This is a genomic window from Hyphomonas sediminis, assembly GCF_019679475.1.
GTDB classification, from domain to species: Bacteria; Pseudomonadota; Alphaproteobacteria; order Caulobacterales; family Hyphomonadaceae; genus Hyphomonas; species Hyphomonas sediminis.
The window spans coordinates 3,056,641-3,082,173 of sequence record NZ_JAIEZP010000001.1 but is presented as its reverse complement, the minus strand read 5'-3'; the positions used below and the strand labels follow the sequence as shown (position 1 = coordinate 3,082,173).

Below are 25,533 nucleotides of genomic sequence, written 5' to 3'. Positions count from 1 at the left end.
CAGCGGAAACGGCCTTGAGGAGGCAGTTCTAGCGGCGTAGCCGTCGCAAATGGCCAAAAATCCATTCCGCTACTTTAAGACGTCGCCCGAGATCATCCAACTCGGCGTGATGATGTATGTTCGATTTCCGCTGTCATTGCGGAATGTCGAAGACCTTCTCCATGAACGAGGCATCGACGTGTATCACGAAAGCGTCCGTCTCTGGGTGGATGGGTAACGCCCATCGCCGCGAGACGGGCCGCCATCTCAATAATCGCGCTGAGAATTCTCATCAGCCATTTCGCAGTCGGGAGAGGGCGATGTCGCGTTTCCGGCGTATGCGAAGTTTGCAGAAGTTCGCTTCAGCGCATTCGTCTGTGCACAACCATTTCAATCATCAGAGACATATCGAAGGGGGCGCCAGGTTCAAATCGCCAAGAGACGCCGCCCTTCGTGAATGGCGCGAGCTTCTTGTTGTCTGATACCCGCTCGCTTGCGAATTTCGGAGGCGGGTTCGCATAGACTGACAGCCCCCTGTCACGTCAGCTTCAGATCAGATGACGGCGAACCTGGCTGGCAAATGCATCCAGGGCGAGGACGGTGGCAAAAATCACCAGCAGTATGGTTCCCACGTGCCCATATTGCAGCATGTCAAACCGGCCTTTCAGTTCCTGCCCGATGCCGCCGGCGCCGACGATGCCGATGACTGTGGCCATACGGATATTCCGGTCCACCACATAAAGAGTGAGCGCCACGAATGAAGGCACTACATTTGGCAGTACCGCAAGGCGAAGAACCGTCAGGCGGCTTGCACCCAGCGCGGTGAGGGCTTCCTGAGGGCGTATGTCGGCGGTCTCAACGTCGTCGGCATAGAATTTTCCCAGGAACCCGATGCTGTGAAGGGTCAGCGCAAGAATGCCGGCCACCGGCCCGAAGCCGAACAGAAGCACCAGAAACAGCGCGCTCACGAGTTCCGGGATGGTGCGCAAAAGCGATACTATGGAGCGCGCCGCCGTGCGGACTACAGGGTGGGGCGTAAAGTTGCGCGCGGCAAGCGGCATCAAGGCGAGACTGGCGAGCATTGCAAAAAGGCTTGCCCAGATAGCCATCTCTATGGATTGAAGCATCTTTCCGCAGACATAGAGCAGGTAGCCAAAGGGCTGTACCCGATACCGCTCGATGATCTCACGCGTCTCTATTTGCAGAGTTTCGGGGTTCAGCGCCGTTTCCTGCCGCGTCACCTCTTCAATGCGCGAGGGCCAGGCGCGCGGTTCACCGCCCGCTTCGAGGGGCGTTCGCTCGTCCATCACCAGCGGGAACATCTTGTCCTCAATCGAGGCAAGCCCTCGCCCGATCTGGGAGCTGTCAGGCCCCGCGCCGAGACTTCCCACATATTCCTGCACATTTCGTACAAGGACGTCCAGTTCCACGCGCGGCGCCGACCAGATGAGAAACACAAAGCAGGCCAGAACGGCCAGCAAGGTCCGGCTGCCATAGACTGGCTTCAATCGCCAGGCCTCTGGCGAATGAACACTCTCTGCAGTACTCTCGCTCATACGGTAACGCTCCGTTTGAGGATCGGTTCTGGAGCGTGGCTGCTGGCGGAAAGCGCGTGCGGCGTCCCGTCGAACTCTTTGCGGCCGGACCTGATGACCACAATACGGTCTGCAAACTCCCGCGCCAGGTCGGTCTGATGCAGCGAACAGAGCACCGGCACGCCGCGTTCTTTCGCCGTGCGCCGCAGAAGGCCGACGATGTCGCGCGAGGTTGCCGGATCAAGGCTGGCGACGGGTTCATCCGCAAGGATGACGGCCGGATTGCCCATCAACGCCCGGGCGATGCCTACACGCTGCCGCTGACCGCCGGATAGCTCCCGCGCCCGGCGGTTCACATGACTTTCGTCAAGGCCCACTTCAGCCAGAAGCCGGCAGGCTTCGGCTTTCACTTCAGGCGGATAGAGCCGCAGGATCAGCCGCCAGATCGGCAGTTCGCCGGCGAGGCCAGTCATGACATTCTGCACGACGCTCAGCCGGTCGATCAGCCCATGGTCCTGATGCACCATTCCCAGTTTGCGCTGGATCTGCCGGCGTGTGGCCCGGGAGAGTTGGATGCCCTGAAGCTCGATCTTGCCGGAAGAGGCCGGCACAAGTCCGGAAATCAGCCGCAACAGCGTCGACTTTCCCGAGCCTGACGGTCCAAGAATGACGCAGAACTCACCCGCGTAGAGGTCCAGATCTACCCCTTCAAGCGCCATCGTGCCGTTATAGGCAGCGCCTACGCCTGAAAGAGAAAGGATGACCGGTTGCCGACTGGGGCTGAGGTTATGCGCTTCCGTCACCGGTAAGTGCCCGCGCGCCGTACCAGCGCCGCCGTAAAGGCGCCATCCACCCCCGAGACCGGGCGAAAGGCTGTTTCAAAATCATCGTCAGTGATCGTAATATCGTAGCGGTCAACCCGCTTTCCGCCATAGCCGCGAATGTCATCGGCGGATACGCCCGGCTGTTGGTGCAGTGCGCCCAGCGCGGCGCGCAGTCTGGATTTTACGGCAGGCGGCAGCGCTTTGGCATACACCAGGGGCGGATTGGGAATAGGGGCCGAGCGCCCCACGATCCGGAAGCGGGAGGCATCAATCGCGCCCGAATTTGCGGCGCGTTCGAACGATATGAACGACGCAGCAGCGCCATCCACCAGGCCGTTGTCCAGAGCAACAAGCCCGCTGGTATGGCTATCCCCAATGCGAACCTGAAAAAGATCCTTTCTCGGATCAATACCGGCGTCCAGAAGAATCCCGATCGGAAACACAAAGCTGCTCGCCGATTGCGGCGGGCCGAACGCCACGGATCGCCCGCGCAGATCCTGCGCGCTGGAAATGCTGCTGTCTTTCAGCGCAAAAATTCCTGCGTAATAGGTTGCGCTGCCATTGGTGGATTCCACGGCCAGCAACTCGGCGCAGCCGCGATCACGCGCCTCCCGATAGGAGGTTGGGCCAAGCCATGCGACATCTGCAAGCCCCGTGCAGACCGCCTCGATGGCCGCCGCATAGCTCTGCCCGACCCGTACACGGAAATGCAGGCCGCTTGTCTTGGTCAGCGCATTGAACAAGGGGAGGAAATCTGCCTTGGTGCCGTCTTCTGTGCCGCCATCGGCCGGTATCAGGATCACCTCGAGCGGTTGGCTCGCGCTGCCATCTCTCGTCTGCGCCAGTGTGGGCAGCGCTCCCAGCATCCAGATGCATAGCAAAGCTGCAATGATACGCATGCCTGACCCCTTCTAACTTCCGCTTGCAAGCTAGCGGGCCGCCGCAACACTAATGTGACGCGAAGCGGAAATTTCAGGGTTGTTTGTGAATTTTATTCAATTCTTCCTGTGCTAGATTTTATTTTCCCTCAAAGTAAGGCAGAGGGAGTCCGCCGGGCAGGGAAGCGGCCGGCAATCAGCGTATGGTCGGGGATCGGGCAATGAAGAAAAAAGAGGCGCAGTCAAAAAGCGCGACCACGGGGAAGAAGGATACGGCGGTTGTCAGCAATGTTCTGAGCCGCATCCGTATCCGGCAGGCGTCTCTGGGGCCCAGTACGAGTTCCATTGCCGAGTTTGTGCTCAACAACCCTCGCCGCGTTGTGGGTATGTCGGTCACCGAACTCGCCGCTGAGACAGGGGCCAGTGATGGCAGCGTGGTGAATTTCTGTCGCCAGTTGGGTCTGACCGGCTTTCAGCAGCTGAAACTCAGCCTAGCGCAGGATACTGTTCAGCCTGTCCAGTTCATTCAGGAGGATCTCCAGCGGGGAGATGATACCGGAACCATCTGCCGTAAAATCTTCCATGCCGGCATTCAGGCGTTGCGCGATACGCTCTCGGTGGTGGACGCCGATGCGATTGATCAGGCCGTGCAGGCCATCCGCGCGGCTGACCGGATAGAGATATATGGAATCGGTTCATCCGCGCCAATCGCCGAGGATGCACAATACCGTATGTTGCGGATCGGCATTGATGCGCGGGTTGTGGTGGATAGCCACATTCAGGCGATCAGCGCCTCACGTACTGGCCGGAATGTCGCGGTACTGACCATATCACATTCCGGCGCAACGCACGAAACGCTTTCCGCCACCCGGCTGGCGCATGAGGCGGGCGCCAAAACCATTGTTATCACGAACTTCGCCAACTCTCCCATTCAGGCTTTTGCCGATATCAAACTCTACACGATGTCGAAGGAAACCCGTTTCCGGACCGAAGCCATGACGAGCCGGATTGCCCAGCTTTGCGTGATTGACACGCTGATCGCCGCCCTCGCCATGGCAGATTATGACCACGCGACCGAGACACTCCGCGAAACCTTCGACGTGCTTTCGATCAAGCGTTTCTGAGGGGCTCAGATCAGCCTGGCAAAGAATTCCTGTGGGCTTGGCGCCACGAGAAGACAGGGCATACCCACCCGGATTGCACCCTCAATATCGGTATCCGGATTATCCCCCAGCATCACGGTTCGGTGGGGAGAAGTACCGATAATCCGGCATGCTTCACGGAAGAATCCCTCGCTCGGCTTGCCGATGATCTCTGTTTCCGCCCGAGACAAATCTACCGCCGCTTCAAGGGCGGCATGAAAGGCGCCGGTCTCCAGCCGGATGCGCGCGTTGGCGCCCCGGTGTGACCCGTCAGGGTTGGCAACGATCAGTTTTGCGCCGCCAGCCAGGCAGTTGGCAGCCCGTTCCAGCGCAGCATAGGTCACCCGCGTGTCGCGCATCAGGATGACGACCTGAGCCTCTTCCCGCACAACCTCGATCCCGGAGCGTTGGGCCAACGCCTTCATGGCAGGGCTTCCAATGATCATGGCCCGCTTGAGCCCCAGATCCCGCGCCCGCCTTATCGCGAACATGCCGGCCAGCAGGATGCGTTCAGGGGGAAGTTCAATGCCGGACTTGTCCAGAATGGCGCGCATTTCGTCCGGAGTGTGGGTGGAATTGTTCGACACAATTGCCAGCCGTTTCTGATGCGCGCGCAGGAATGCTGCGGCTTCAGGCACCAGAAGATTGTCGATCGCGCAGCACCCGTCCCAATCCAGAAGAAATCCGTCAGCAGACTTTATGAGTGACTTGGGATCCCGGCTGCGCAGCTCTTCAAGGGGCATAACATTCTTCATGAGCGGCGGCTTAGACGAAATGAAGATAATTCAAAAGATGGAAAACATGAAATGAGTAAATTTTATATTTGAATTACAGAAACTTCACCGACGCGTCACATTCACCGGCTACCCGGCCCCTGCGCAGAACTGATTGCGCGCACAGCTATTGCGGTTGCCCGGTCAGGCCGGCGCAATCTGAACCTCGGAGGGGTGACAGTGAAATACTATCTGAGAAAGAGACTGTTGTTGAGTGTCGGGGCCGTGTTGGTCTCGGCCAGCCTCGCGGCGCCTGCGATGGCGCAGTCCGAGGCTGCAGAAGAGGACGAGGCCCGCCTCAGCACGGTGCTGGTCGAAGGCCGCCGTGTGGACGAGGCCACGCCGATGGCGATTGACCTTGTACAGTTCGGCAACCAGGTGCAGCTGATCGATGCTCAGAAGATCGAGACGGGCGGCTTCACGAACTTTGGAGAAGCGGCTGCGGGTCTGATCCGCGGCGCAAACATTGGCTATTCGCCCGATGAAGGCGAGTTCACCATCCGCATCGACGGCGGCACGGACCGTGACACGCTGCTTCTGGTAGATGGCGTTCCGTATTTCGACCGTTCCAGCCCGTCAGAAGATCTGTGGCCAGCTACCGCCATTGACCCGCGTATGATCGACAGCGTTGAAGTTTATCGCGGCGGCCAGTCGCTTTATTTCGGATCAAACGGCGGACTCGGGGTGGTCAGCGTAAAGACGAAAGAGCCTGACGGCACAAAAAAAGGCCAGATCGGCGTCTATGCCGGTTCGTTCAAGACCCGCGAAATCTATGGCAATGTGTCAATGCCGGTCGATTCCGAAGGCAAGCACAGTTTCCTGGTGTATGGCCGGTCCTATCACTCCGACGCACACGAGCTTTTCGATGCCTCTGCATATGGGGATAACGTTCTCGCCCTCGGCGGTTTCCAGCCTTACCCCTATGACTTCAACAGCATTGGCGCGAAGTATCTCTGGCAGATCGATGAGACCTCGGAACTGCGTCTGGGCGCAAGTTTCTCTACCATCGACTTCCACGACTCGTTCCCGAACTCGACCATCTACACCCCCAACTTCACCGAGTTCCCGATCTATACGGCGAACTACAAGAAGTCGTTCTCGGACGATTTCCGGATCGAAGTGGACTCTCACTGGCAGAAGCCGCAGCTGAAGAACCATGAGTTGCTGGCCCGCGTCTGCCGCACGCCTCGCCTGCAGGATCTGCCGGCGGATGTGCGCGCCATCGCTTCGGCGCAAGGGATCACCGGCTTCACGACGGCCGCACAATACGAAGCCTTCGCGGCCACTGTTCCGAACCTCCCGGCCGGCTGTGTCACCAATCCCTACGGAACGACGAGTGGTGCGGCCACCGGCGCACAGAATGGCTGGATGGTGAACCAGGATCCCAGCAGCCCCTATTTCGGCCAGCCTTACGGCACCGTCCAGAACCCATTCCCGATCGGCGCGCCCATCGGCTATATCATCGAGACGACCACGTCCTTCGGGGACGGTACCCCGGTCAAGGGCTTCGGTTCGACGGACAATCGCCGCTCCGGATACATTGACTACGGGATCAATGCCCGTGGCACCTACCGCCTCAATGACCTGGTTGAAGTTGTTGGCGGTGTTCAGTACACCGCCTATGAAGATGCGTCCGACGACTCCTTCGGGGTCAAGGATGTGAAGGTCACGTCAACGGGACTCTATGGCGATCTGCGCCTCAGCCTGCCGGTTCTCGAAGGCCTCAATGGCTCCTTCGCCGTCCGTCAGGATTTCAATGAGGGATTTGACGATGAGATGATCTACAAGATCGGTCTTCGTCAGGATCTGCCGGCCGGTATCTATGCCCGCGCCAGCGGTGGCACATCCTACTCGGCTCCCAAGATCGACGAGATCGGCGCCTATGGGGCCAATCGGAACCTCAACCCCGGCCTTGAGCCGCAATCAGTTGAGGCTTTGAATGCCGGTATCGGCATGGATGGCTCGTTCAGGGGCGGCACCTTCAACATCGAGCTTGGATACTTCAAGACCGACATCAAGAACCAGTTTGGTACGCGGTCGGTTGAATCGGTTTGCCCCCAATATGTCGGCAATCCCTTCGATCTTGAAATCATCAATCGCAACCGGGAAAGCATTGTGCCGCCTGACTCCTTCTGCGCAACGGCGGCAAGCCGTGGTCTGGATGGATCGGAAGTGGTGGCTGTCAACACTCTGTCGATCCAGGAAATCGAAGGCGTCACAGTCGATCTCGCTTTCGATTACGGCCCGTTCTCTGGTGACGTATCCTACACCATGATGGACTCCCTTGAGACCAATCCGGTATTTGGTCTGCCGGCCCGTCTGGATGGGACCACAGCAGATCTGGGCTTCGTAACACCCGGCCCGGCGGGGTCTCAGGAAAAGCGCCAGTCCGGCGAACGCCCGGAATGGACGCTCTCTGCCCTGTTGACCTACAAGCCGACCGACCAGTGGGTGTTCGCGCTCAACCCCCGCCTTCAGGGTCCGGAATGGGCGTATGCGCCGACCACGGCAGCCCGTCTCGTGGACGCCAATGGCAACCGTGTGGTCAATGACGTCAACTTCGGCAACTATTTCGTCCTCAACGGGTCCATCCAGTACTTCTTCGGCAAGGACCACGAGCACCGCATTCTCATCCGCGGCGTGAACCTCCTCGATGAGAACTATTACGAGCGCTACTCGGGCGGCGCCGGCCTGACGCTGGACCGCGCTGTGGTTCGCGGGGAGGTCGGTGTCAACGACAGCGCTTACTACCGCCAGTATGGCTGGAACGGGAAACCGCGTTCTGCCTGGATACAGTACGAGTACCGCTTCTGATCTGCGTGATGGCGGGGCTCATGTCGCGCCGCCATCCGCTGTTCCCGGCCAGTGGCTTCCCCCGGAGCTGCTGGCCGGTCCTCTGCTCGCTCATCTTCCCATTCAGGAGAAATCACGCATGTTTTCCCGCAGGTCGTTCATCGCGCTTACCGGCGCTGCGGCTGCCGCCGCCATGGCATCGCAGCGTAGCTTCGCTGACAGTTCGGCTACATATTTCACGCTCGGTATCGCCTCGGGCACCCCGCGGCCGGAGAGTGTTATCCTCTGGACGCGGCTTGCGCCCGATCCCCTGAGAGGTGGCGGTATGCCGCCTGGCCGCGCCGAAGTCCGCGTGCGCGTGGCCCGCGATCCGGCCATGCGCGATGTCATCCGTGACGAGATGGTTTCCACATCCGATGCAAAGGCCCACTCGGTCCACTACAAATGCGAAGGGCTCGAGCCTGGTCGGGAATACTGGTATCAGTTCAGCTACAATGATGAAGATACCGTCATAGGCCGGACACGGACGACAAGCCCCAATGACGACAAGGCCCGCATTGCGCTGGCTTACTGTCAGCATTATGAAGCCGGCTATTACGCAGCCTATCGCGATCTTGCCGAATGGGTGCCCGATCTCGTCATTCATACGGGCGACTATATCTATGAGGGCGGCGTCGGCACGCTCGGTTCCTACATGCGGGACGTTGGCGCCGGCGAACGCCGCCTGTTTGAAACCGTGCGCCTCCATAACGGGCCGGAAATAGTCACGCTCTGGGATTACCGCAACCGCTACGCTCTCTACAAAACCGATCCGCACCTGCAGGCCGCTCATGCCATCGCGCCCTGGATTGTCGCCATGGATGACCATGAGATCGACAATAACTGGGCCGGCTCCATCCCTCAGGATCTCGAAAAACAAACGGATCTGGAGTTCCGCGTGCGCAAGCTGGCCGCGTTCCAGGCCTATTATGAGCACATGCCGATCGAGACGCCGCCCTGGGTCAAGGGCACTGAGGCCGGCCTCCTGATGCATGGCGCTTTCCGTCTCGGCCCGGCGCAGGTTCACCTGCTGGACACACGCCAGTTCCGCACCAACCAGCCCTGCGGCGATGGCCGCAAGGCCTATTGTGAGGAAGCTAATGATCCCGCCCAGACCATGATGGGCAAAGCGCAGGAAGAATGGCTGCATTCGGAGCTGAAGCGCTCCGGCGCCGCGTTCAACCTGATCGCCACGCAGGTCTGGTTCACGCCCTATCGCTACAACGCCCCGCCCGAAGCGCCCGTCACCAATCTTGACAGCTGGGATGGCTATCCGCTCGCGCGTCAGCGCCTGGCGGACATGTTGGCCACGGGCGTGAAGAACCCGGTTTTCCTCACCGGTGACTGGCACACTGCCATGGCCTCGACACTCTACCAGATGCCCTTCGACACGCGGTCGAAGCGGCTTGGCCACGAGCTTGTCGGCAGCTCCATCTCCTCAGGCTGTCCCTGGGCGCGCGATATGGAAGTGATGCATGAGGCAAACCCGCACGTCTCTCATCTGAATGGCAAACAGCGCGGATATCTGCGCGTAACGGTCAGCAAAAAGGATTGCACCGGCGATTTCCGGGTCGTCGAAGATGCCGGCCGCGCGGATTCTCGTGTGTATACGGACGTGGAAATCCGCACCCGGGACATCTGATCTATTCCGAAATGCCGGGGGGAGGGCTGGCCGGAAAATCTCCGGCCAGCCTTTTTCTTTGCGCGCGATGTCAGTTGACCGCCAGGTGGCATTGTCAGCGCAAGCCCGCTTGCGCTGACAATGCCTTCCAGAGTGCTAGACCGGAGTGGAAGCGGGATAATCCGTACCCCAGGTTGCGGTTGGTCTGACTTTTCCAGAGTGCTAGACCATAATCAACGGTGGTCTGCCTCAAGCACACTGGTCCAATATTTGATTTAGAGTTGGCTTCGATACGGAGCTGATAATGAGCAAGCGAGCCAAGCCAGAAGAGATCATAGCGAAGTTGCGGGAAGTGGAAGTCCGGTTGAGCCGGGGCGAGACAGCCGGGCAAGCAGCGGGAGCGATCGGTGTGACGGAGCAGCCCTACTACCGCTGGCGCAAGGAGTATGGCGGCCTTCAGGTAGATCAGGCAAAGCGAATGAAGGACATTGAGATTGAGAACCGGCGGCTTCGCAAGGCGGTCTCTGATCTGACCCTGGACAACCAGATCCTGAAGGAAGTGCTTTCGGGAAAGTACTGAGCCCTTCCCGAAAACGCGAAGCGGTCGATCATGTGGTGGAAACGCTGGGCGTGTCAGAGCGCCGGGCCTGCCATGTGGTCCGCCAGCACCGTGCCACCCAGCGCAGGGTACCGACACCCCGCGCCGACGAGGCCGCTCTTACCGACGCTATAGTTGCTCTTGCCGAGCGGTTTGGCCGGTACGGCTACCGGCGTGTGACAGCTCTCCTGAGAGCGGGCGGATGGCGGGTGAGTGCAGGCCGGGTGTATCGCATCTGGCGTCGGGAAGGGCTTAAAGTGCCGATGAGACAGCCCAAACGCGGGCGTCTCTGGCTGAATGACGGCTCGTGCGTGCGGTTGAGGCCAGCGCACAAGGGGCATGTCTGGTCTTACTACTTTGTGCAGCACCGAACGCATGACGGGAAGGTGTTCCGTATGCTGTGCGTGATCGATGAGTATACGCGGGAATGCCTTGCCATCCGGGTTGAGCGCAAGCTTCGTTCAAGCGATGTGCTTGATGTCCTTGGGGAGTTGTTCGTCGGGCATGGGCCACCCGAGCACATACGCTCCGATAATGGACCGGAGTTTATCGCCACCGTCTTGCGGGACTGGCTTCAGCGCATTGGAGTGAAGACGCTCTATATCGAGCCGGGATCACCTTGGGAGAATAGCTACTGCGAGAGCTTTAACTCGAAACTCCGCGACGAGTTGCTGGCCAGGGAAATCTTCTATGATCTGCGGGAATCCAAGGCCCTCATCGAAGCTTGGAGGCATCACTACAACACAAGAAGGCCGCACTCATCCCTGAACTATCTGCCACCCGCCCCGAAAGCCATCTTGCCCGCAGCGTTCATGCCGCCTTACTATGTGGAAGCGGCAGCATGAACGCCGCTTCAATACCAACCGCCAACTCTAACTTTACGGTTGGGCTAGTCGCATCGGGCAGGCCACCTTCTGGTACTTCTCGGTGCCGCGGACACTGACCCCGCTGCATCAGGTCTTCGCCTGACCGCCGAAGCGGCGGCACAAGGCCCGCACCGGTTCGCCCGGGGACATTACTTCGTGAACGCAGGACGTCTGGCTGCTGAATCTGGGGCTGTTTCCTTCGGCTGGCAGGTCGGCCATGCGCAAGGCGTAGGGCACTCCAATGGCCGGATGGCGGAGTTCGCCGCTCCCCATCTGAACCTTCAATCCGAGTAGGGGGGCGGAAGGGCAACCGGGATCGAAGCGCTCATATCTGAGACGTAACCTCTAGAAATGACCAGATCGCCGTTTCGCTATTTCAAGACATCTCCTGAGATCATCTAACTCGGCGTGATGATGTGTGTCCGATTGCCGTCGTCGCTTCGCAACGTCGAGGATCTCCTGCACGAGTGCGGAATCGACGTTTGCCAAGAAACGGTCAGGCAGTGGGCCGGTCAGTTTGGGACGCATTCGCTCCGAAAGCTCTGTAAACAGAGGTAGGAGGCGATGCATCAGGCGCGACAATGGCGCTGGCACCTGACGAAGTTTTCACGAAGATAGGTCGTGAGCAGTACTATCTTTGGCGTGCCGTAGACCACGAAGGCGAAGTCCTGGAAGCGCATGTGACGAAGAAGAGGAACAAGGTTGCGGCGTTGAAGTTCTTAAAGAATGCAATGAAGCGGCTCGGCAATCCAGAAATTGTGGTAATCGACAGGTGCCCGCCCTATCGAGCCGCGATGAAGGTTGTAGGGAATAAGGATCGTCAAGAAACCAAGGCGTCACCTCAACAATCGCGCCAAGAACTTCCACCTTCCGTTCCGAAGACGGGAGCGGGCGATGCTGCGTTTCCGAGGAATGCGAAGTTTGCGGAAATTCGCTTCAGTGCATTCGTCAGTCCACAATCATTTCAATCACCAGCGAAATATCGAAGGGAGGGGCAGGTTCAAACTACTACGTGCCCCGCCGTTCGCGAATAGCGGAGATGGGTTCGTATGAAACTGACAACTCCCCCAAAAAAAGATATGGCTCCGCTGCGCTCGGGCCGATAGAGCGGTTCGATGAACATGCCTCAAACAGATTTTCAGTCGTCGCTTCAGAAAGCTATTGATTCCAAGACAAAGCCGGTTGGCGCGCTTGGGCGGATTGAGGAATTGGCCGCTCAGCTGGCCATGATTCAAAATACCTTAAGGCCCGTTGCCGCAACTTGCCGATTGACCCTATTTGCCGGCGATCATGGCATGGCGCATGCGGGTGTGTCGGCCTATCCGCAGGCTGTGACCCGGCAGATGGTGATGAACTTCCTGGGAGGGGGCGCCGCCGCCAATGTCTTTGCAGGCACGCTGGGCGTTGATGTGCAGGTGGTCGATTGCGGGGTGGCGGGCGAGCCGATCGACGCACCGTCCTTGCTGTCACGGCGGGTGGGCGCCGGGACGGCCAATGCGATTGTGCGCCCAGCGATGACTGTGGCTGAGCGAGATATGGCGCTGGCCAATGGCCGCGCGATTGGCGCCGATGACGGCCATGATGCGGCCTGTTTCGGTGAAATGGGTATCGGGAACACGTCTTCGGCAAGCCTTGTTGCAGCAAAGATGCTTGGTGTTCCCGTGGCAGATCTGACCGGACGTGGCACCGGCCTGGCCGATGATGGCCTGACGCGAAAGCGGGCGCTGCTGGAGACGGCCGCCGGGCGGACAGCTGACCGGCTCCCGGCTGGCGACGCGCTGAGGGAGTATGGGGGCTTTGAGATTGTAACCATGATTGGCGCGATGATGGCGGCGGCAGACGTCGGCAGGGTCGTACTGGTCGATGGGTTCATCGCAACGGTTGCCGCCCTCTGCGCCCGCGAACTTTCGCCCGGCTGCGCGATGAATTTCGTGTATGCCCACAAGTCGGCAGAAGCGGGTCATGTGCGCGTTCTGGAGGCGCTTTCGGCGAAACCTCTGCTCGATCTCGACATGCGGCTGGGAGAGGGCACGGGCGCGCTCCTTGCCTGGCCGCTGGTGAAGGCCGCCGCGGCGATGCTGCGCGATATGGCAAGTTTCGAAAGCGCTGGCGTGAGCGGGCCGGCATGAAGGACGAATTCGCCAAACTAGGCCTGGCAATCCAGTTCTTGACGCGCATTCAGCTGCCTGTGCAGCCAGGCTACACGCCGGCCCGGATGGCCGCGACCCCCGCTTACTATCCACTGGTCGGGGCGATGATCGGCGGGATTTGCGCGGGGGTCTTCTGGCTCGCTGCGCTCGGCTTGCCGGTGCCGGTTAGCGTTCTCCTCGCCCTTGGCACCGGCTTGCTGCTGACAGGTGCCTTTCATGAAGACGGTCTTGCCGACACATTCGATGGCATTGGCGGCGGGCAGACGCGCGAGCAGGCGCTGACCATCATGAAGGACTGCAGGATTGGCACCTATGGCGCGGCGGCGTTGGTGTGCGTCTTGCTGCTCAAGGGAGCCGCGCTGTCCTCCATGCCGGGCCCGTTGATCGTGATGGCGTTCTTGGCTGGACATGCACTCTCCCGGCTCTCGGCCGTGCTGGTCATCGTGACGAGCCGCTATGTCCGCGACGAGGGGACGGGCAAGCCGGTTGCGCAGGGGCTTTCCGGCGGCGGGCTGGCGATTGCCTGCGTTACGGGCGCGCTTATTGTCATGCTCTGGCCGCTCGCCCAGCCCTTCTCGGCAATGCTCTGCGGACTTGGGGGCGTAGTCGCCGGCCATGGAGCCATGCGGCAGTTCTTCGAGCGGAAGCTCGGCGGCTATACCGGCGACACCCTCGGCGCGGTCCAGCAGGTGAGCGAGGCAGGCTTTTATCTGGGTCTGCTGTTATGGCTCTGATCCTGCTGCGTCATACGCGCCCAGACGTGGACGCGGGCACTTGCTATGGAAGGCGCGATGTCGGGCTGGCGGCGACCTTTGCGGAGGAGGCCGAAGCGTTGCTGTCTCAGCTGCCCGCATTCGACCGCGTCGTGACCAGCCCGCTTTCGCGTTGCCGGCGGCTGGCCGATTATATCGCGGGACAGACGAGCCGCAGTGTCACCGAAGACGATCGATTGGGGGAAATGGATTTTGGGTGCTGGGAAGGCTGGGCCTGGAGCGCGCTTCCTCGTGAGGAAGTCGATGCCTGGGCAAATGACTTCCTGCATGCCCGGCCTCATGGCGGCGAAAGCGTCGCTATGCTGCGCGCCCGCGCCCTTGAAGCGCTCGACGCATACCGGAAGCTGGAAGGTGACACCTTGATTGTTACCCATGGCGGCGTCATCAAGGCCGCTCTTGCAATGGACGAAACCGCCGAGAGCCATGCGACGACGCTGGATTTTGGAAGCTTTGTCACCCTGAATGACTGAAAGGACACGGCATGAGCGACCGGGACACACATACTGAAAAGATGAGGGCGCTGCAGGCGGAGCAGAAGAAGAAGACCTCTGAAGCGCGCGATCCCGGGCGCGGTCTGGTCCTCGTTCACACCGGCAATGGCAAGGGCAAGTCGAGCTCGGCCTTCGGTGTCATCATCCGGGCGCTCGGCTGGAAGCAGAAGGTTGGTGTCGTCCAGTTCATCAAGGGCAAATGGATCACGGGCGAAAAGCAGTTCTTCATGTCGCTGAAAGACCAGGTGGACTGGCACACGATGGGAGATGGTTTCACCTGGGACACGCAGGACCGCAACCGCGATATTGCAGCCGCTGAAGCGGCATTTGCAAAGGCTCGCGAGATGATGGAGAGCGGAAACTATGATCTCATCGTGCTGGATGAAATCAATATTGCCCTGCGCTATGACTATCTTGATGTGGCGGCCGTGATTGATGGCCTGAAGGCGCGATCGGATCGCACAGGCGTTATCCTGACAGGGCGTGATGCCAGACCTGAACTTTGTCAGTATGCTGATCTCGTTAGCGAAATGACCGAAGTCAAGCATCCCTTCAAGGCCGGCATCAAGGCCCAGCGAGGGATCGATTTCTAGCAATTGCCTTTGCGTCAGGGGCCACAAGAGGCATTGACAGACATTCGCACTTGCAACATCAGAACGATCAGATGGTGCTCCTCTAACCGGGAGCTAAGAGGGAAGCCGGTGTGAATCCGGTGCTGTACCCGCAACTGTCAGCCGGGAGCTGATGGCCAACATGCCACTGGAACGCAAGTTCTGGGAAGGCGGCCAAAGGTGATGATCGGTGAGCCAGGAGACCTGCCATCGCGTCGTTCGTCCGGAGGCCGGGAAGAGTTCTCTGCGGGCGGGAAGGCTGATGCCTCTCCTTTTGTAACGACATCGAGAAAATTGGCTGGCCGCCCACATGAGTAACCTCATGGGCCAGATGACGTCGTTATGAATTGCACCTGTCTTTCCGGGCGGCGGGGGTGCATTGAGGGGAATACCCATGTCGTACAAAACGGCGCTGCTCAGTGCGGCCACTATTGCTGTGGCTGTGCCAGCTTTTGCACAAATTTCTGAGGCTGAGGAAAGCCGGCTCGGACCGGTCATCGTTGAAGGCTCACGCCTTGGCCAGACCGCAACTGAAGTCGGCTCCAGCGTCAGCATTATCTCCGCGCAAGACCTTGAGAAACTGGACTTCGACTTCGCGCTGGATGCCGTGGCGACTGCGCCGGGCGTAACGATCAACCAGAATGGCGCCTTTGGCGGTTCCGCCAGTGTCCGCATTCGCGGAGCCTCCTCCGGACAGACCCTGGTTCTCATTGATGGCGTGCCTGTAGGCGACCCCTCGACGACCGATGGCAGCTTCAACTTCGCTTATCTCGACACCGCCAACATTGAGCGCATCGAGGTCCTCAAGGGGCCGCAGTCGACCCTCTGGGGCTCCAACGCCATCGGCGGCGTGGTCTCCGTTGTTACGCGGCAACCAGAGACGGGGTTCGGCGGCAGCGCATTTGCCGAGTACGGATCGTTCAACACATTCCGGGGGGGCGCTTCGATCGAAGGCGCGAACGAGGCGGGAGATTTCAGGTTTTCGGCAAGCGGCATCACAACCGATGGCCTTTCAAAGGCGGACAAAAAGAATGGCAACTCTGAAGACGATGCCTACGAATCAGCAACCGTGTCGGCGAAAGGGGGGCTGAACCTTCCCAACTCGGCCAGGCTGCAGGCGACTATTCTCTATAATCAGGCTGAGTCAGAATATGATCGCTTCTCCTCGGGCGCGCAGGGAAGCGTCGCCGATGGGGATGAGGTGACCGAGAATGAAACCCTGTCGGGCAATGTCTCGCTCAAACTTCCGCTCATGGATGGCCGGTTCGAAAACCTGTTTCTGATCGGCTATTCCGACATCACCCGTGAGAACTTTACCAATGGTGCGCAAAGCTACTTCGCTGAAGGCGACAGGACGCTCTACCGCTATCAGGGGACTTTCGCGATCAACGATGCAAACAAGGTATCCTTTGGCGCAGAGCGCGAAGAGACTACCGCCAATGGCGACGCGGCGAGCATTGATGGTTTGTTTGCACTGTATGAGCTCAAGCCTGGCGAAAACCTGACGCTGACTGCCGGCGTACGCCAGGACGACGATAATCGTTTTGGCTCGGAGACAACGGCGCGGGTGGCGGCCGCATGGAGCGTTACCGACGGAGTGACGATCCGCTCAAGCTGGGGGCAGGGCTTCAAGGCGCCATCGCTATTCCAGACGACCTACATCTGCACATTCTGTGGCCTGAGCGAACCGAATGCGGACCTCAAGCCTGAAACGTCCGAAGCTTTCGACATCGGACTGGAATGGCGCTCCGCGGATGGGCGTGCAGCGGCGGGCGTCACATACTTCGATCAGGATACTGAGAACCTCATCGATTTCTCATACACCGCCGGCTATGACAATATTGCACGGGTCGAAAGCAAAGGTGTCGAACTGTTTGCCAGCTATGTTCTGGCCAGCTGGCTAAGCGTCTCCGGAAACTACACTTACATTGACGCTGAAGATGGTGACGGCAACGAACTCACACGCCTGCCGGAGCATTCCGGGAATGTGTCGCTTGCTTTTGATCCGGATGGTCCGTTCTCCGGAGCGGTGCTGGTTCGATACAACGGGGATGAGGCAAACACGAACGGCACCACACTGAAAGGCTGGACGCGCGTGGACCTGACGGGCCGCTATGCGATCAATGAGCGTGTTGAACTCTATGGCCGCGTCGAGAACCTGTTTGACAAGCACTATCAGCAGATCCTCGGTTACGGCACGCCCGGCCTTTCAGGATCGGTCGGCATTCGCCTGCGCTACTAGGAGCAGCAGATGTCGAGACTGGCGATCCTTTCACTTCTGGCGTTTGGCCTTTCTGCCTGCGGCGTTCCTCCCGCGCAGCAGGCAGATGAAAGCGAACGCCCGATGCGGATCGTCAGTCTCGATTATTGCGCCGATCAGTATGTTCTGAAGCTTGCCGACGCAGAACAGATCCTGGCCATCTCCCCAGACGGCGTGAAAGAATTTTCCTATATGCGCGATGCGGCGGCTGGCGTTCCGACGGTTCGGCCAGTGGCCGAGGATGTGCTCCTTCTCAAGCCGGACCTTGTCGTCCGCGCGTATGGGGGCGGACCAAACGCTGAAGCATTTTTTAAGCGTGCGGGCGTGCCGGTGCTTACGGTTGGCTGGACTTCAAATGTTGACAGTGAAGAGGTCGGCTCCATTCCAAGCCTGATCCAGCATATGGCAGATGGCCTTGGCCAGGGCGAGCGGGGGCGGGATCTTGTCGCCGATTTCCGGACGCGCCTGCAAACACTTCGTAGGCGCACGGATGGTGAAATTGCCCTCTACATGACGCCGGCCGGCATCACGACCGGCCCCGGTTCCATGGTGCATGAAATGCTTCGGGAGGCGGGTTTCGAGAACTTCGAACAGAAACCGGGCTGGCGCTCGATCCCTCTCGAACGTCTTGCTTATGAACAGCCGGATGTCATCGCAGCTGCTTTCTTCGACCAGCTAACCAATCATCCGGATTCCTGGAGCCCGATGAAACATCCGGTCGCAGAGCGCCAGATGAATGATCACACAGTGGTGCCGCTGAAGGGGGCATGGACCGCCTGTGGCGGCTGGTTCATTCTCGATGCCATCGAGGCGCTGGCCCGAGGAGGCGGGAAATGATTGACCGCCTGTTGCTGCCCGTCCTGATAACTGCCTCCGTGTTCGCCGTTTTTATGGCCTGCCTGCTTGGCTCGACACCTTTGCCCGCCGACAGGGTCATCGCCGCTTTCTTTGGTGGCGCGGATGTTGGTGACCGGCTGGTCGTCTGGCAGATCCGTCTGCCGCGGGCAATTGCGGCGTTCATCACCGGCGCAGCGCTTGGCATCAGCGGCGCCGCCTTGCAGGGCCTGCTGCGCAATCCGCTTGCTGAACCAGGTGTTCTGGGGGTCTCGGCCTCGGCCTCCCTGTTTGCAACGTTTTCGCTTTACTATGGCTTTGCGGCGCTTTCGCCGTGGGTTCTTCCGGTCTCTGCGATTGCTGGCGCGCTTGCTGCAACTGTCTTGATAGCGCTTGCCGCCATCCGGACGCGATCTGTCGTGACCCTCATTCTGATTGGTGTCGGGCTTTCCAGCTTTTCCGGCGCGGCAATGACGCTGCTGATGAACCTCGCTCCCAATCCGTTCTCATTGTCCGACATGATCAACTGGATGCTTGGCTCGGTTGCCAATCGCAGCTTTCAGGAGGTCGGCCTCGTGGCCCCGTTCATCCTCGCAGGCGGCGGTATCCTGCTTATGTCGCGGCGCGGACTGTCCGCTCTGACCCTAGGCGAGGAAGCAGCAACCGGTGTCGGGCTCAATCTGCGAAACCAGCGCATACTGACGGTTCTGGGGGCGGGGCTGGCCACAGGCGGGTCCGTGGCGCTGGCCGGGGCAATCGGATTTGCCGGAATTGTCGCCCCGCACATAATTCGGCCACTGGTAAAACATGATCCTGCCCGGTCGCTCATTCCATCGGCGCTCCTGGCGGGCCTTTTCCTCGTTCTGGCGGATATTGGCGTGCGCCTGCTGCCCACTTCCAACGAACTCAAGCTCGGCGTCGTCGCTGCGCTGGTCGGTGCGCCTGCCTTTGTCTGGATTGCGATGAGAAGGCGTGCCCTGAATGGCTGATTTGGAGATCCGGAACCTCTCGGTGCGGGCCGGTAAGGCAAAGATTGTTTGCAAGGCGAGCCTCAGATTGGCGCAGGGTGAACTGGTGGCGCTGCTGGGTCCAAATGGGGCGGGCAAGACCAGCCTGCTTCGTTCTGCGCTCGGACTTGAAAGTCGCGCCTCCGGCGAAGCGCTGTTGAATGGCGACGATAGCGAAAAGCTGTCGCCTATGGAGCGCGCTCGCCGCGTTGCTTTTCTTCCACAACAGCGCCCGCTTGCGTGGCCGAACACCGTTCGCGATGTCGTCGCTCTTGGCCGATTTGCTTATGGCGCTGCTCCGGGACGCCTCAGCCAAATGGATTCTGTTGCGGTCGAGCGCGCGATCAGGCTCTGCGACCTGACCGGGCTTGCGGATCGCCATACCGACACGCTCTCGGGCGGCGAGCTTGCGCGGGTTCATTGTGCCCGGGCGTTCGCGGCAGACGCCCCGCTTCTGGTTGCGGATGAGCCTGTGGCCGCATTGGACCCACGCCATCAGTTCCGCGTCATGGATATGATCCGGCACTTCGTCGACGAGGGAGGCGGCGCGCTGGTTGTCCTTCACGATATAGCCCTGGCGGCAAGATATGCAACGCGAATGGTCTGGATGAAGGACGGCCACGTCATTGCAGACGGTTCGCCAGAAGATACGCTTACGGAGGGGCGTCTGGCGGACATCTACGGGGTCCGCGCGCGTGTGGATGGGCGATCTGTGGAGATCGAAGGGGCGACATGACTGCAAAGACGTTGATGCTTCAGGGCACTGGCTCTGATGTAGGCAAGTCCATTCTTACTGCAGCGATTTGCCGGATTGCAAAACGCCGGGGATTGAGCGTTGCCCCTTTCAAGCCGCAGAACATGTCCAACAATGCGGCTGCTTGCGCCTCTGGCGGAGAAATCGGCCGCGCGCAGGCGCTCCAAGCTCTGGCATGCGGACTGGCGCCAGATACGGATTTCAATCCAGTCCTCCTGAAACCGGAAACGGACCGGCGGGCGCAGCTGATCGTGCATGGAAAAACGGTCGGGGCCATGGATGCCGCCCACTATATGGCACATCGCGGCGATCTGCTGGAAAGGGTCATGGAGAGTTTCAATCGCCTGACGGCTGCGCATGATCTTGTCCTCGTCGAGGGGGCGGGCAGTCCTTCGGAAATCAACCTGCGTGCCCGCGACATCGCCAATATGGGGTTTGCGCGGCGCGCCGGCGTTCCTGTCTGCCTGATCGGAGACATCGACAAGGGCGGGGTGATTGCAAGTCTGGTGGGCGCCAAAGCCGTGCTGGACGAAGACGATGCCGCAATGATCACAGGGTTTCTCGTGAACAAGTTCCGTGGTGATCCGGCGCTTTTTGCAGATGGAATGCGTGCCATAGAAGAGAAGACCGGTTGGCCATGTTTCGGCGTTGTCCCCTGGCTCCCTGCGACGGCCTATCTTCCTGCGGAAGATGCTGTCGTTTTACAGCGGTCGAGTGCAGGGAAAGGTGGGAACCTGCTGGTGGTTGCGCCCATGCTGTCGCGCATGGCGAATTTCGACGATGCCGATCCTCTGAAACAGGAGCCAGGGGTAGATTTCAAATGGGTGGCGCCTGGGCAGCCGATCCCCCGCGCGGCGGATGTGATCATCCTGTTTGGCACCAAGTCCACGCTTGGCGATCTCGCTTTCCTGCGCCAGCAGGGCTGGGATCACGATCTCATTGCCCATGCCCGCGCCGGGGGACGGGTCCTCGGTGTGTGTGGCGGCTATCAGATGCTCGGTAGGCGGATTTCCGATCCTGACGGGGTTGATGGCTGTCCTGGAGAGGCACACGGTTTGGGTTTGCTGGAAGTGGAGACGCTGATGACGTGCCACAAACAGGTGGCGCCGGTTTCGGGCCAGTGTTCCCAAAGCCTGTCTCCGGTGGCCGGCTACGAGATACACACCGGGCGGACCACCGGGCGGGATACAGAACGGCCCATGTTTGACCTGGCTGGCACTTTTGATGGCGCGCGCTCGGCAAGTGGTCGTATTGAGGGCACCTATCTGCACGGTGCTTTCTCAAGTGATGCGTTTCGCCGTGGCTGGCTAGAGCGCGCGGGGGGAGCGCCCGATGCCGGATTCTCCTATGATGCGTCAGTTGAAAACGCGCTCGACCAACTTGCTGACGGCGTTGAAGGCAGTGTCGATATCGAATCGCTCCTGTCGACAGCAAGGCACCCGGGTTGGCAACCGGCGGCGCGATGACGCCGGCTCTCCTCATGCTGGCCTCCTGGGCGGTTGAGGCAGTGTTCGGCTGGCCGGACTGGCTATATCGACGCGTGCGCCACCCTGTGGTCTGGCTGGGAGTATTGATCGCCTGGTTGGAGCAGAGACTCAACAGGCGGGCTTTTCCGTCCTGGGGCCGTTACATGTTCGGTACGTTGGCTAGCTCGCTTACAGTGATGCTCGCCACTGGGTTAGCGCTGCTTTTGGTTCGTAGTCTTCCTGACGGATGGACAGGCTATGTGGTCCAGGCGGCTATCGCGTCCAGTCTTCTTGCATCGCGCAGTCTCTACCAGCATGTAGCTGCGGTTGCCGCGCCTCTTTCGGTTGGCGACCAGTCTGCAGCCCGCACGGCGGTATCGCTGATCGTCGGCCGCGATCCCGACCGGTTGGATGAGGCCGGCATCGCCCGAGCGTCAATCGAAAGCCTTTCTGAAAACGCGTCAGATGGGGTCATCGCGCCGCTTTTTTGGGGGGCATTTTTCGGCTTGCCCGGCCTCGTCGCCTACAAAACCATAAATACGCTGGATTCGATCATCGGGCATCGCAATGAACGTTATGAAGCATTTGGCGGCTTTGCGGCGCGTCTTGATGATGTGGCCAACCTTGTCCCTGCGCGATTGACGGGCCTGTTCATTGCAATCGCTTCTGCGCGGCTTTCAGCTTTCCGCATAATGTTGCGAGACGCGCGAGGACATCGCTCGCCGAACGCCGGCTGGCCCGAAGCGGCGATGGCTGGCGCGCTCGGGATCCGCCTCTCCGGTCCGCGGATCTACGGCGACCGGCGCAGCGAAGAACCATGGCTCAATCCTGAAGCGCGAGACGCCGATGCCTCAGATATTCGAAGTGCGTTGCGCCTTTATACATTGGCGCTGGCGATAGCGTGGCTCGCGCTGACCGGTCTTGTCTTGTTGGAGGCGGTCAGATGAAAGCGGATCTTGTTCATGGCGGCGCGCTGGACCGGATGCGCTTGGCATTTCCCTTCGCGCCCCAGCCCTGGATTGACCTCTCTACCGGGATCAACCCATGGGCTTATCCGGTTGAAGATATTCCGGTTAAGGTATTTCATCACCTGCCTACCCAAAAGGCTTATGATGCATGCCGAATGGCTATGGCGGAGAGTATACGGGCACCTGCAGAAAGTCTGGTTATGGCCCCAGGAAGCGAGTTTCTGATCCGTCTGTTGCCGATGCTAATCCGGCCAAAGAAAGTTGCCATTCTGTCTCCGACATATGGCGACCATGTCGATGCCTGGCGGCGGGCAGGCAGCGAGGTCGTCGAAACCACAGACCCTTTGCGTATGGCCGATCAGTTCGAATCTGTCGTCATTTGCAATCCAAATAATCCAGATGGACGGCTTTTCGCACCAGAGATCTTGTTGCAGGTGGCCACGAGTCTTTCGCGCCGTGGTGGCTGGTTGATCGTCGACGAAGCCTATGCCGATCTCGATGCGGAGTGCAGCATGACGCCATATGGCGGCATGGGCGGACTGATCGTCCTGCGCTCTTTCGGGAAGTTCTTCGGCCTTGCCGGCCTCCGGCTCGGGGCGTTTATTGCCCCGGAGGCCGTTCGTGTCGACATGCAAAACCTGCTTGGGGCCTGGCCGGTATCCGGCCCGGCCTTGGCCATAGGCGCGCGTGCCTGCCGTGACTTTGCCTGGCAGGCGGAAACTCGCCAACGGCTTAGAGACGCGCGAGAGCGCCTTGACCGCCTGCTCCAACTATCCGGCCTGAATGTCTGTGGGGGTACGGATCTTTTTCGGATCGTTGCGACAGACGATGCCCACACCCTTTGGAAAACTCTTGCTCAAAGAGGGATCTATGTGCGCCGGTTTTCATGGAGCGACAAGCTCGTACGGATCGGCCTGCCTGGGAACGAAGTGGCTGAAGACCGCTTGCTGGCGGCCCTCAAGACTTGAGGCGCAGCGGCAGGCCGGCTGCAACGAATTCGACCACGCCGCAAGCCGAGGCAACGCGTTGATTGAGACGGCCTTGTGCGTCCCTGAAGGACCGACCGAGTTTTGTTTCTGGCACAAGCCCCAAGCCAATTTCGTTCGAAACGAGAAGCACCGTCTTGCTCGTGTCAAAGAGTGTGACGCAGAGCTTCTCAATTTCGGCGTCCACATTCCGGCCATGGTGCATCAGGTTTGAGAGCCACAGCGTCAGACAATCGACAACGACGGCTTCATTTTCCTCCGCTTCGCCGAGCGCCGAAACCAGGTCAAGCGGGGTTTCTAGAGTACGCCATCCTGAAACACGATCTGCCTGATGCCGGGCAATCCTGCTTTCCATCTCTTCGTCCAAGGGCTCGGCGGTCGCGATAAAGACACGGTGGGGGGAGGCCTGCTCAGCCAAGTCCTGAGCTCTGCGACTCTTACCGGATCTGGCGCCTCCTAGGAGCAAAGTGGTTGGCATGGCGCTGAACTATCTCGCTTAGGCGCCTCAGTCTATATTGGTTTTCCAATTATCTGACATAGAGGGAATGCGTGTAAAAGCTCTGTGCGCGTTTGCTCTTATCGTCATCTGGGAATCGAGAGCGGGGCTGGGGGCAGGTCGCGTTTTCGTATTCGCCTGACAGCGCCGCCAGCTACTACCGATTGCCTTATCCGGCGCGATGTTCCCGCCCATCACAGTATCGGCACCAATCCAAACTGAGAGCTGCGTTTCTAGGCAATAGCACGATATATCTTGAAGGTTGGCAATGGCTGCAACCGCTCCACTATAATTGCTCCGTACCCTTCGAATGCTTCCTTGAAGCAAGCATTCGAAAGGATCGCACATGATCGCCTAGACAGGATGCTGCATCCTCGAACTCACGGCAATGCGGTTCCAGATGTTGATCGTCCCGATAGCGATCGTCAGCTTGGCGATGTCGCTGTCCGCAAACACCGATCGAACGACATCGTATGTCGCGTGGGGAATGCCCGTCTCCGCCGCCAGCGTCACGCTTTCCGTCCATTCGAGCGCTGCTCTGTCACGCGCATCGAAGAGTGGTGACTCCCGCCAGACTGCGACAAGGTGCAGTGTCTGGGCGTCGATCCCGTCAGCGAGCGCTTCCTTCACATGAAGGTCGACACAGTAGGCACAGCCGTTGATTTGCGAAGCACGAAGCTTCACGAGGTGCAACAAACGGTCGTCGAGCCCCGCTTTCGTCACTGCTGCATCCAAAGCGCGGACCGCCTTGTAGAGGTCAGGGGCTAGGTTGGCGATGTTCATCCTGGCTGACATCATCTTCTCCGTGGAGGCTGGGTGGTATCAAATTATAGATAAAATATATCCATGATTGAGCGATGCAAGCCCGAACGGCAAACAGGAGGTGTTGATGCGCAGGATGAGCGACGGGGTGGAAGCGGCGCTACATTGTGCGCTGGTATTGGCCGGTCTGCCTCGGGGAAGAGTTCTTGCCGGCAAGAGCCTTGCTGCGCTGCATGGGGTCTCGGAGTCTTACCTTCTAAAGCACTTGCGAGGTCTGGCGGCCGCTTCCGTCATCGACGCCGTGCCGGGACCTCGAGGAGGCTATAGACTCTCGCGTGAGCCCAGCCAGATCACGCTGCTCGACATCGTTGAAGCGATCGACGGGAGCGAGCCAGCCTTCGTGTGCCGTGAGATCCGCCGGCGAGGGCCCGGTAAGGCTCAAGATCCTTGCGTCTACAAGGCGGACTGCTTCATCAAAACCCGTATGCTCGCCGCCGAACAGGCTTGGCGCAGCGCCTTGCAAAGCCAGACACTCTTGGATCTCGTTGCAGATGGAGAGCGGTTGATCGACCCGCACAACAAAGCTGCGATGGCCCGTTTCGTCGCTGCGGAGCAGCGTTGAATGGGAATTATGGGCCCCTCACAACCAAATGGTTCGAAGGAGCAACTACCCATAGCTTAGGAAACGGTGGGCGATCTGTTTCAATCCATCCAATAGCGGGCAGGCAGAAAAACATCCCATTCCAGCAATCAGCTCATGCCTCAGATTTGGAGGGCTATAGCGTAGACGCAGTTCTCGGTTTCGGCCGCTTCCTATCCGCCATTCACCTCCGATAGTCGCATCCAATGGCCTGTGTGTCGCCGACGACTGCGCGGCTGGGGATGGCGCGGAACGGAATTGTCGATCTTGCTTTGTTTCGCGTTTGA

Annotated in this window: 22 protein-coding genes, 2 pseudogenes and 1 riboswitch; of the genes and pseudogenes, 18 read left to right on the top strand and 6 right to left on the bottom strand. The window is 59.7% G+C overall.

The features are described 5' to 3' along the window. Positions 1-49: 49 nt before the first annotated feature. A pseudogene (locus tag K1X12_RS17245) lies at positions 50-461 on the top strand (DDE-type integrase/transposase/recombinase). A 66-nt stretch (positions 462-527) separates the two neighbouring features. Here K1X12_RS17245 and phnE read toward each other — a convergent pair. From phnE to K1X12_RS14895, 3 genes are read right to left on the bottom strand one after another with little or no spacing between them, the layout of a single operon-like run. Continuing rightward, positions 528-1,535: a phosphonate ABC transporter, permease protein PhnE gene (gene phnE, locus K1X12_RS14905; RefSeq protein ID WP_220988359.1), complete on the bottom strand. Its 1,008-nt coding sequence runs from the start codon at positions 1,533-1,535 to the stop codon at positions 528-530. Continuing rightward, positions 1,532-2,317 carry a phosphonate ABC transporter ATP-binding protein gene (locus K1X12_RS14900; RefSeq protein WP_369426133.1) on the bottom strand — a complete coding sequence of 262 codons (786 nt, stop codon included), beginning with the start codon at positions 2,315-2,317 and terminating at the stop codon, positions 1,532-1,534. Before K1X12_RS14900 ends, phnE begins: the two co-directional genes overlap by 4 nt. After that, the gene (locus K1X12_RS14895; RefSeq protein ID WP_220988358.1) at positions 2,314-3,237 is read right to left on the bottom strand and encodes a phosphate/phosphite/phosphonate ABC transporter substrate-binding protein; all 924 of its coding nucleotides are present in this window, start codon (positions 3,235-3,237) and stop codon (positions 2,314-2,316) included. The genes K1X12_RS14900 and K1X12_RS14895 overlap by 4 nt, the downstream gene beginning before the upstream one ends. 200 nt (positions 3,238-3,437) lie before the next feature. Between K1X12_RS14895 and K1X12_RS14890 the strand changes: the two genes are divergently transcribed. Continuing rightward, positions 3,438-4,340: a MurR/RpiR family transcriptional regulator gene (locus K1X12_RS14890; RefSeq protein WP_225907995.1), complete on the top strand. Its 903-nt coding sequence runs from the start codon at positions 3,438-3,440 to the stop codon at positions 4,338-4,340. 5 nt (positions 4,341-4,345) lie between these two features. On the opposite strand, the gene K1X12_RS14885 is transcribed toward K1X12_RS14890, so the two are convergent. Continuing rightward, positions 4,346-5,101, bottom strand: coding sequence for an HAD-IIA family hydrolase (locus K1X12_RS14885; protein ID WP_220988357.1), 756 nt, complete (start codon positions 5,099-5,101; stop codon positions 4,346-4,348). Positions 5,102-5,341: 240 nt separating this feature from the next. Between K1X12_RS14885 and K1X12_RS14880 the strand changes: the two genes are divergently transcribed. From K1X12_RS14880 to cobD, 15 genes and pseudogenes are all read left to right on the top strand, one after another. After that, entirely contained in the window at positions 5,342-7,945 is a 2,604-nt protein-coding gene (locus K1X12_RS14880; RefSeq protein ID WP_225907994.1) for a TonB-dependent receptor plug domain-containing protein, read from the top strand. Positions 7,946-8,063: 118 nt separating this feature from the next. Further along, the gene (locus tag K1X12_RS14875; RefSeq protein WP_220988355.1) at positions 8,064-9,605 is read left to right on the top strand and encodes an alkaline phosphatase D family protein; all 1,542 of its coding nucleotides are present in this window, start codon (positions 8,064-8,066) and stop codon (positions 9,603-9,605) included. 280 nt (positions 9,606-9,885) lie between these two features. Then, a protein-coding gene (locus K1X12_RS14870; RefSeq protein WP_439649739.1) for an IS3 family transposase occupies positions 9,886-11,027 on the top strand; the annotation gives its coding sequence in 2 pieces (ribosomal slippage) (positions 9,886-10,159 and positions 10,159-11,027; 1,143 coding nt in all). 432 nt (positions 11,028-11,459) lie between these two features. Further along, a pseudogene (locus K1X12_RS16980) lies at positions 11,460-12,101 on the top strand (IS6 family transposase). Between the two features lie 68 nt (positions 12,102-12,169). Next, positions 12,170-13,177, top strand: a complete 1,008-nt coding sequence (gene cobT, locus K1X12_RS14860) for a nicotinate-nucleotide--dimethylbenzimidazole phosphoribosyltransferase (protein ID WP_220988912.1) — start codon at positions 12,170-12,172, stop codon at positions 13,175-13,177. Next, entirely contained in the window at positions 13,174-13,932 is a 759-nt protein-coding gene (cobS, locus tag K1X12_RS14855; RefSeq protein WP_220988353.1) for an adenosylcobinamide-GDP ribazoletransferase, read from the top strand. The genes cobT and cobS overlap by 4 nt, the downstream gene beginning before the upstream one ends. Continuing rightward, the gene (gene cobC, locus K1X12_RS14850) at positions 13,923-14,441 is read left to right on the top strand and encodes an alpha-ribazole phosphatase (protein WP_220988351.1); all 519 of its coding nucleotides are present in this window, start codon (positions 13,923-13,925) and stop codon (positions 14,439-14,441) included. Before cobS ends, cobC begins: the two co-directional genes overlap by 10 nt. A gap of 11 nt (positions 14,442-14,452) precedes the next feature. Then, on the top strand, positions 14,453-15,055 hold the full coding sequence (gene cobO / locus K1X12_RS14845) for a cob(I)yrinic acid a,c-diamide adenosyltransferase (protein WP_220988349.1): 603 nt from the start codon (positions 14,453-14,455) through the stop codon (positions 15,053-15,055). 55 nt (positions 15,056-15,110) lie between these two features. Next, positions 15,111-15,299: riboswitch (cobalamin riboswitch) on the top strand. Between the two features lie 168 nt (positions 15,300-15,467). Then, positions 15,468-17,315, top strand: coding sequence for a TonB-dependent receptor plug domain-containing protein (locus K1X12_RS14840; RefSeq protein ID WP_220988348.1), 1,848 nt, complete (start codon positions 15,468-15,470; stop codon positions 17,313-17,315). Positions 17,316-17,324: 9 nt separating this feature from the next. After that, a complete protein-coding gene (locus K1X12_RS14835; RefSeq protein ID WP_220988347.1) occupies positions 17,325-18,170 on the top strand; it encodes an ABC transporter substrate-binding protein in 846 nt (281 codons plus the stop codon). Further along, positions 18,167-19,156, top strand: coding sequence for a FecCD family ABC transporter permease (locus K1X12_RS14830; protein WP_220988345.1), 990 nt, complete (start codon positions 18,167-18,169; stop codon positions 19,154-19,156). The genes K1X12_RS14835 and K1X12_RS14830 overlap by 4 nt, the downstream gene beginning before the upstream one ends. Continuing rightward, a complete protein-coding gene (locus tag K1X12_RS14825; RefSeq protein WP_220988344.1) occupies positions 19,149-19,910 on the top strand; it encodes an ABC transporter ATP-binding protein in 762 nt (253 codons plus the stop codon). Before K1X12_RS14830 ends, K1X12_RS14825 begins: the two co-directional genes overlap by 8 nt. After that, positions 19,907-21,394, top strand: a complete 1,488-nt coding sequence (locus K1X12_RS14820) for a cobyric acid synthase (protein WP_220988343.1) — start codon at positions 19,907-19,909, stop codon at positions 21,392-21,394. The genes K1X12_RS14825 and K1X12_RS14820 overlap by 4 nt, the downstream gene beginning before the upstream one ends. Beyond that, positions 21,391-22,341 (top strand): adenosylcobinamide-phosphate synthase CbiB, encoded by a 951-nt coding sequence (cbiB, locus tag K1X12_RS14815; protein WP_220988342.1) that lies wholly within the window; start codon positions 21,391-21,393, stop codon positions 22,339-22,341. Before K1X12_RS14820 ends, cbiB begins: the two co-directional genes overlap by 4 nt. Then, positions 22,338-23,330, top strand: a complete 993-nt coding sequence (gene cobD / locus K1X12_RS14810; RefSeq protein WP_220988340.1) for a threonine-phosphate decarboxylase CobD — start codon at positions 22,338-22,340, stop codon at positions 23,328-23,330. Before cbiB ends, cobD begins: the two co-directional genes overlap by 4 nt. Here cobD and cobU read toward each other — a convergent pair. Then, the gene (gene cobU, locus K1X12_RS14805; RefSeq protein WP_220988339.1) at positions 23,320-23,826 is read right to left on the bottom strand and encodes a bifunctional adenosylcobinamide kinase/adenosylcobinamide-phosphate guanylyltransferase; all 507 of its coding nucleotides are present in this window, start codon (positions 23,824-23,826) and stop codon (positions 23,320-23,322) included. The genes cobD and cobU overlap by 11 nt on opposite strands. 372 nt (positions 23,827-24,198) lie before the next feature. Next, positions 24,199-24,639, bottom strand: coding sequence for a carboxymuconolactone decarboxylase family protein (locus K1X12_RS14800; protein ID WP_220988337.1), 441 nt, complete (start codon positions 24,637-24,639; stop codon positions 24,199-24,201). Between the two features lie 55 nt (positions 24,640-24,694). Between K1X12_RS14800 and K1X12_RS14795 the strand changes: the two genes are divergently transcribed. Further along, positions 24,695-25,228, top strand: a complete 534-nt coding sequence (locus K1X12_RS14795) for an RrF2 family transcriptional regulator (protein ID WP_220988336.1) — start codon at positions 24,695-24,697, stop codon at positions 25,226-25,228. Positions 25,229-25,533: the final 305 nt, after the last annotated feature.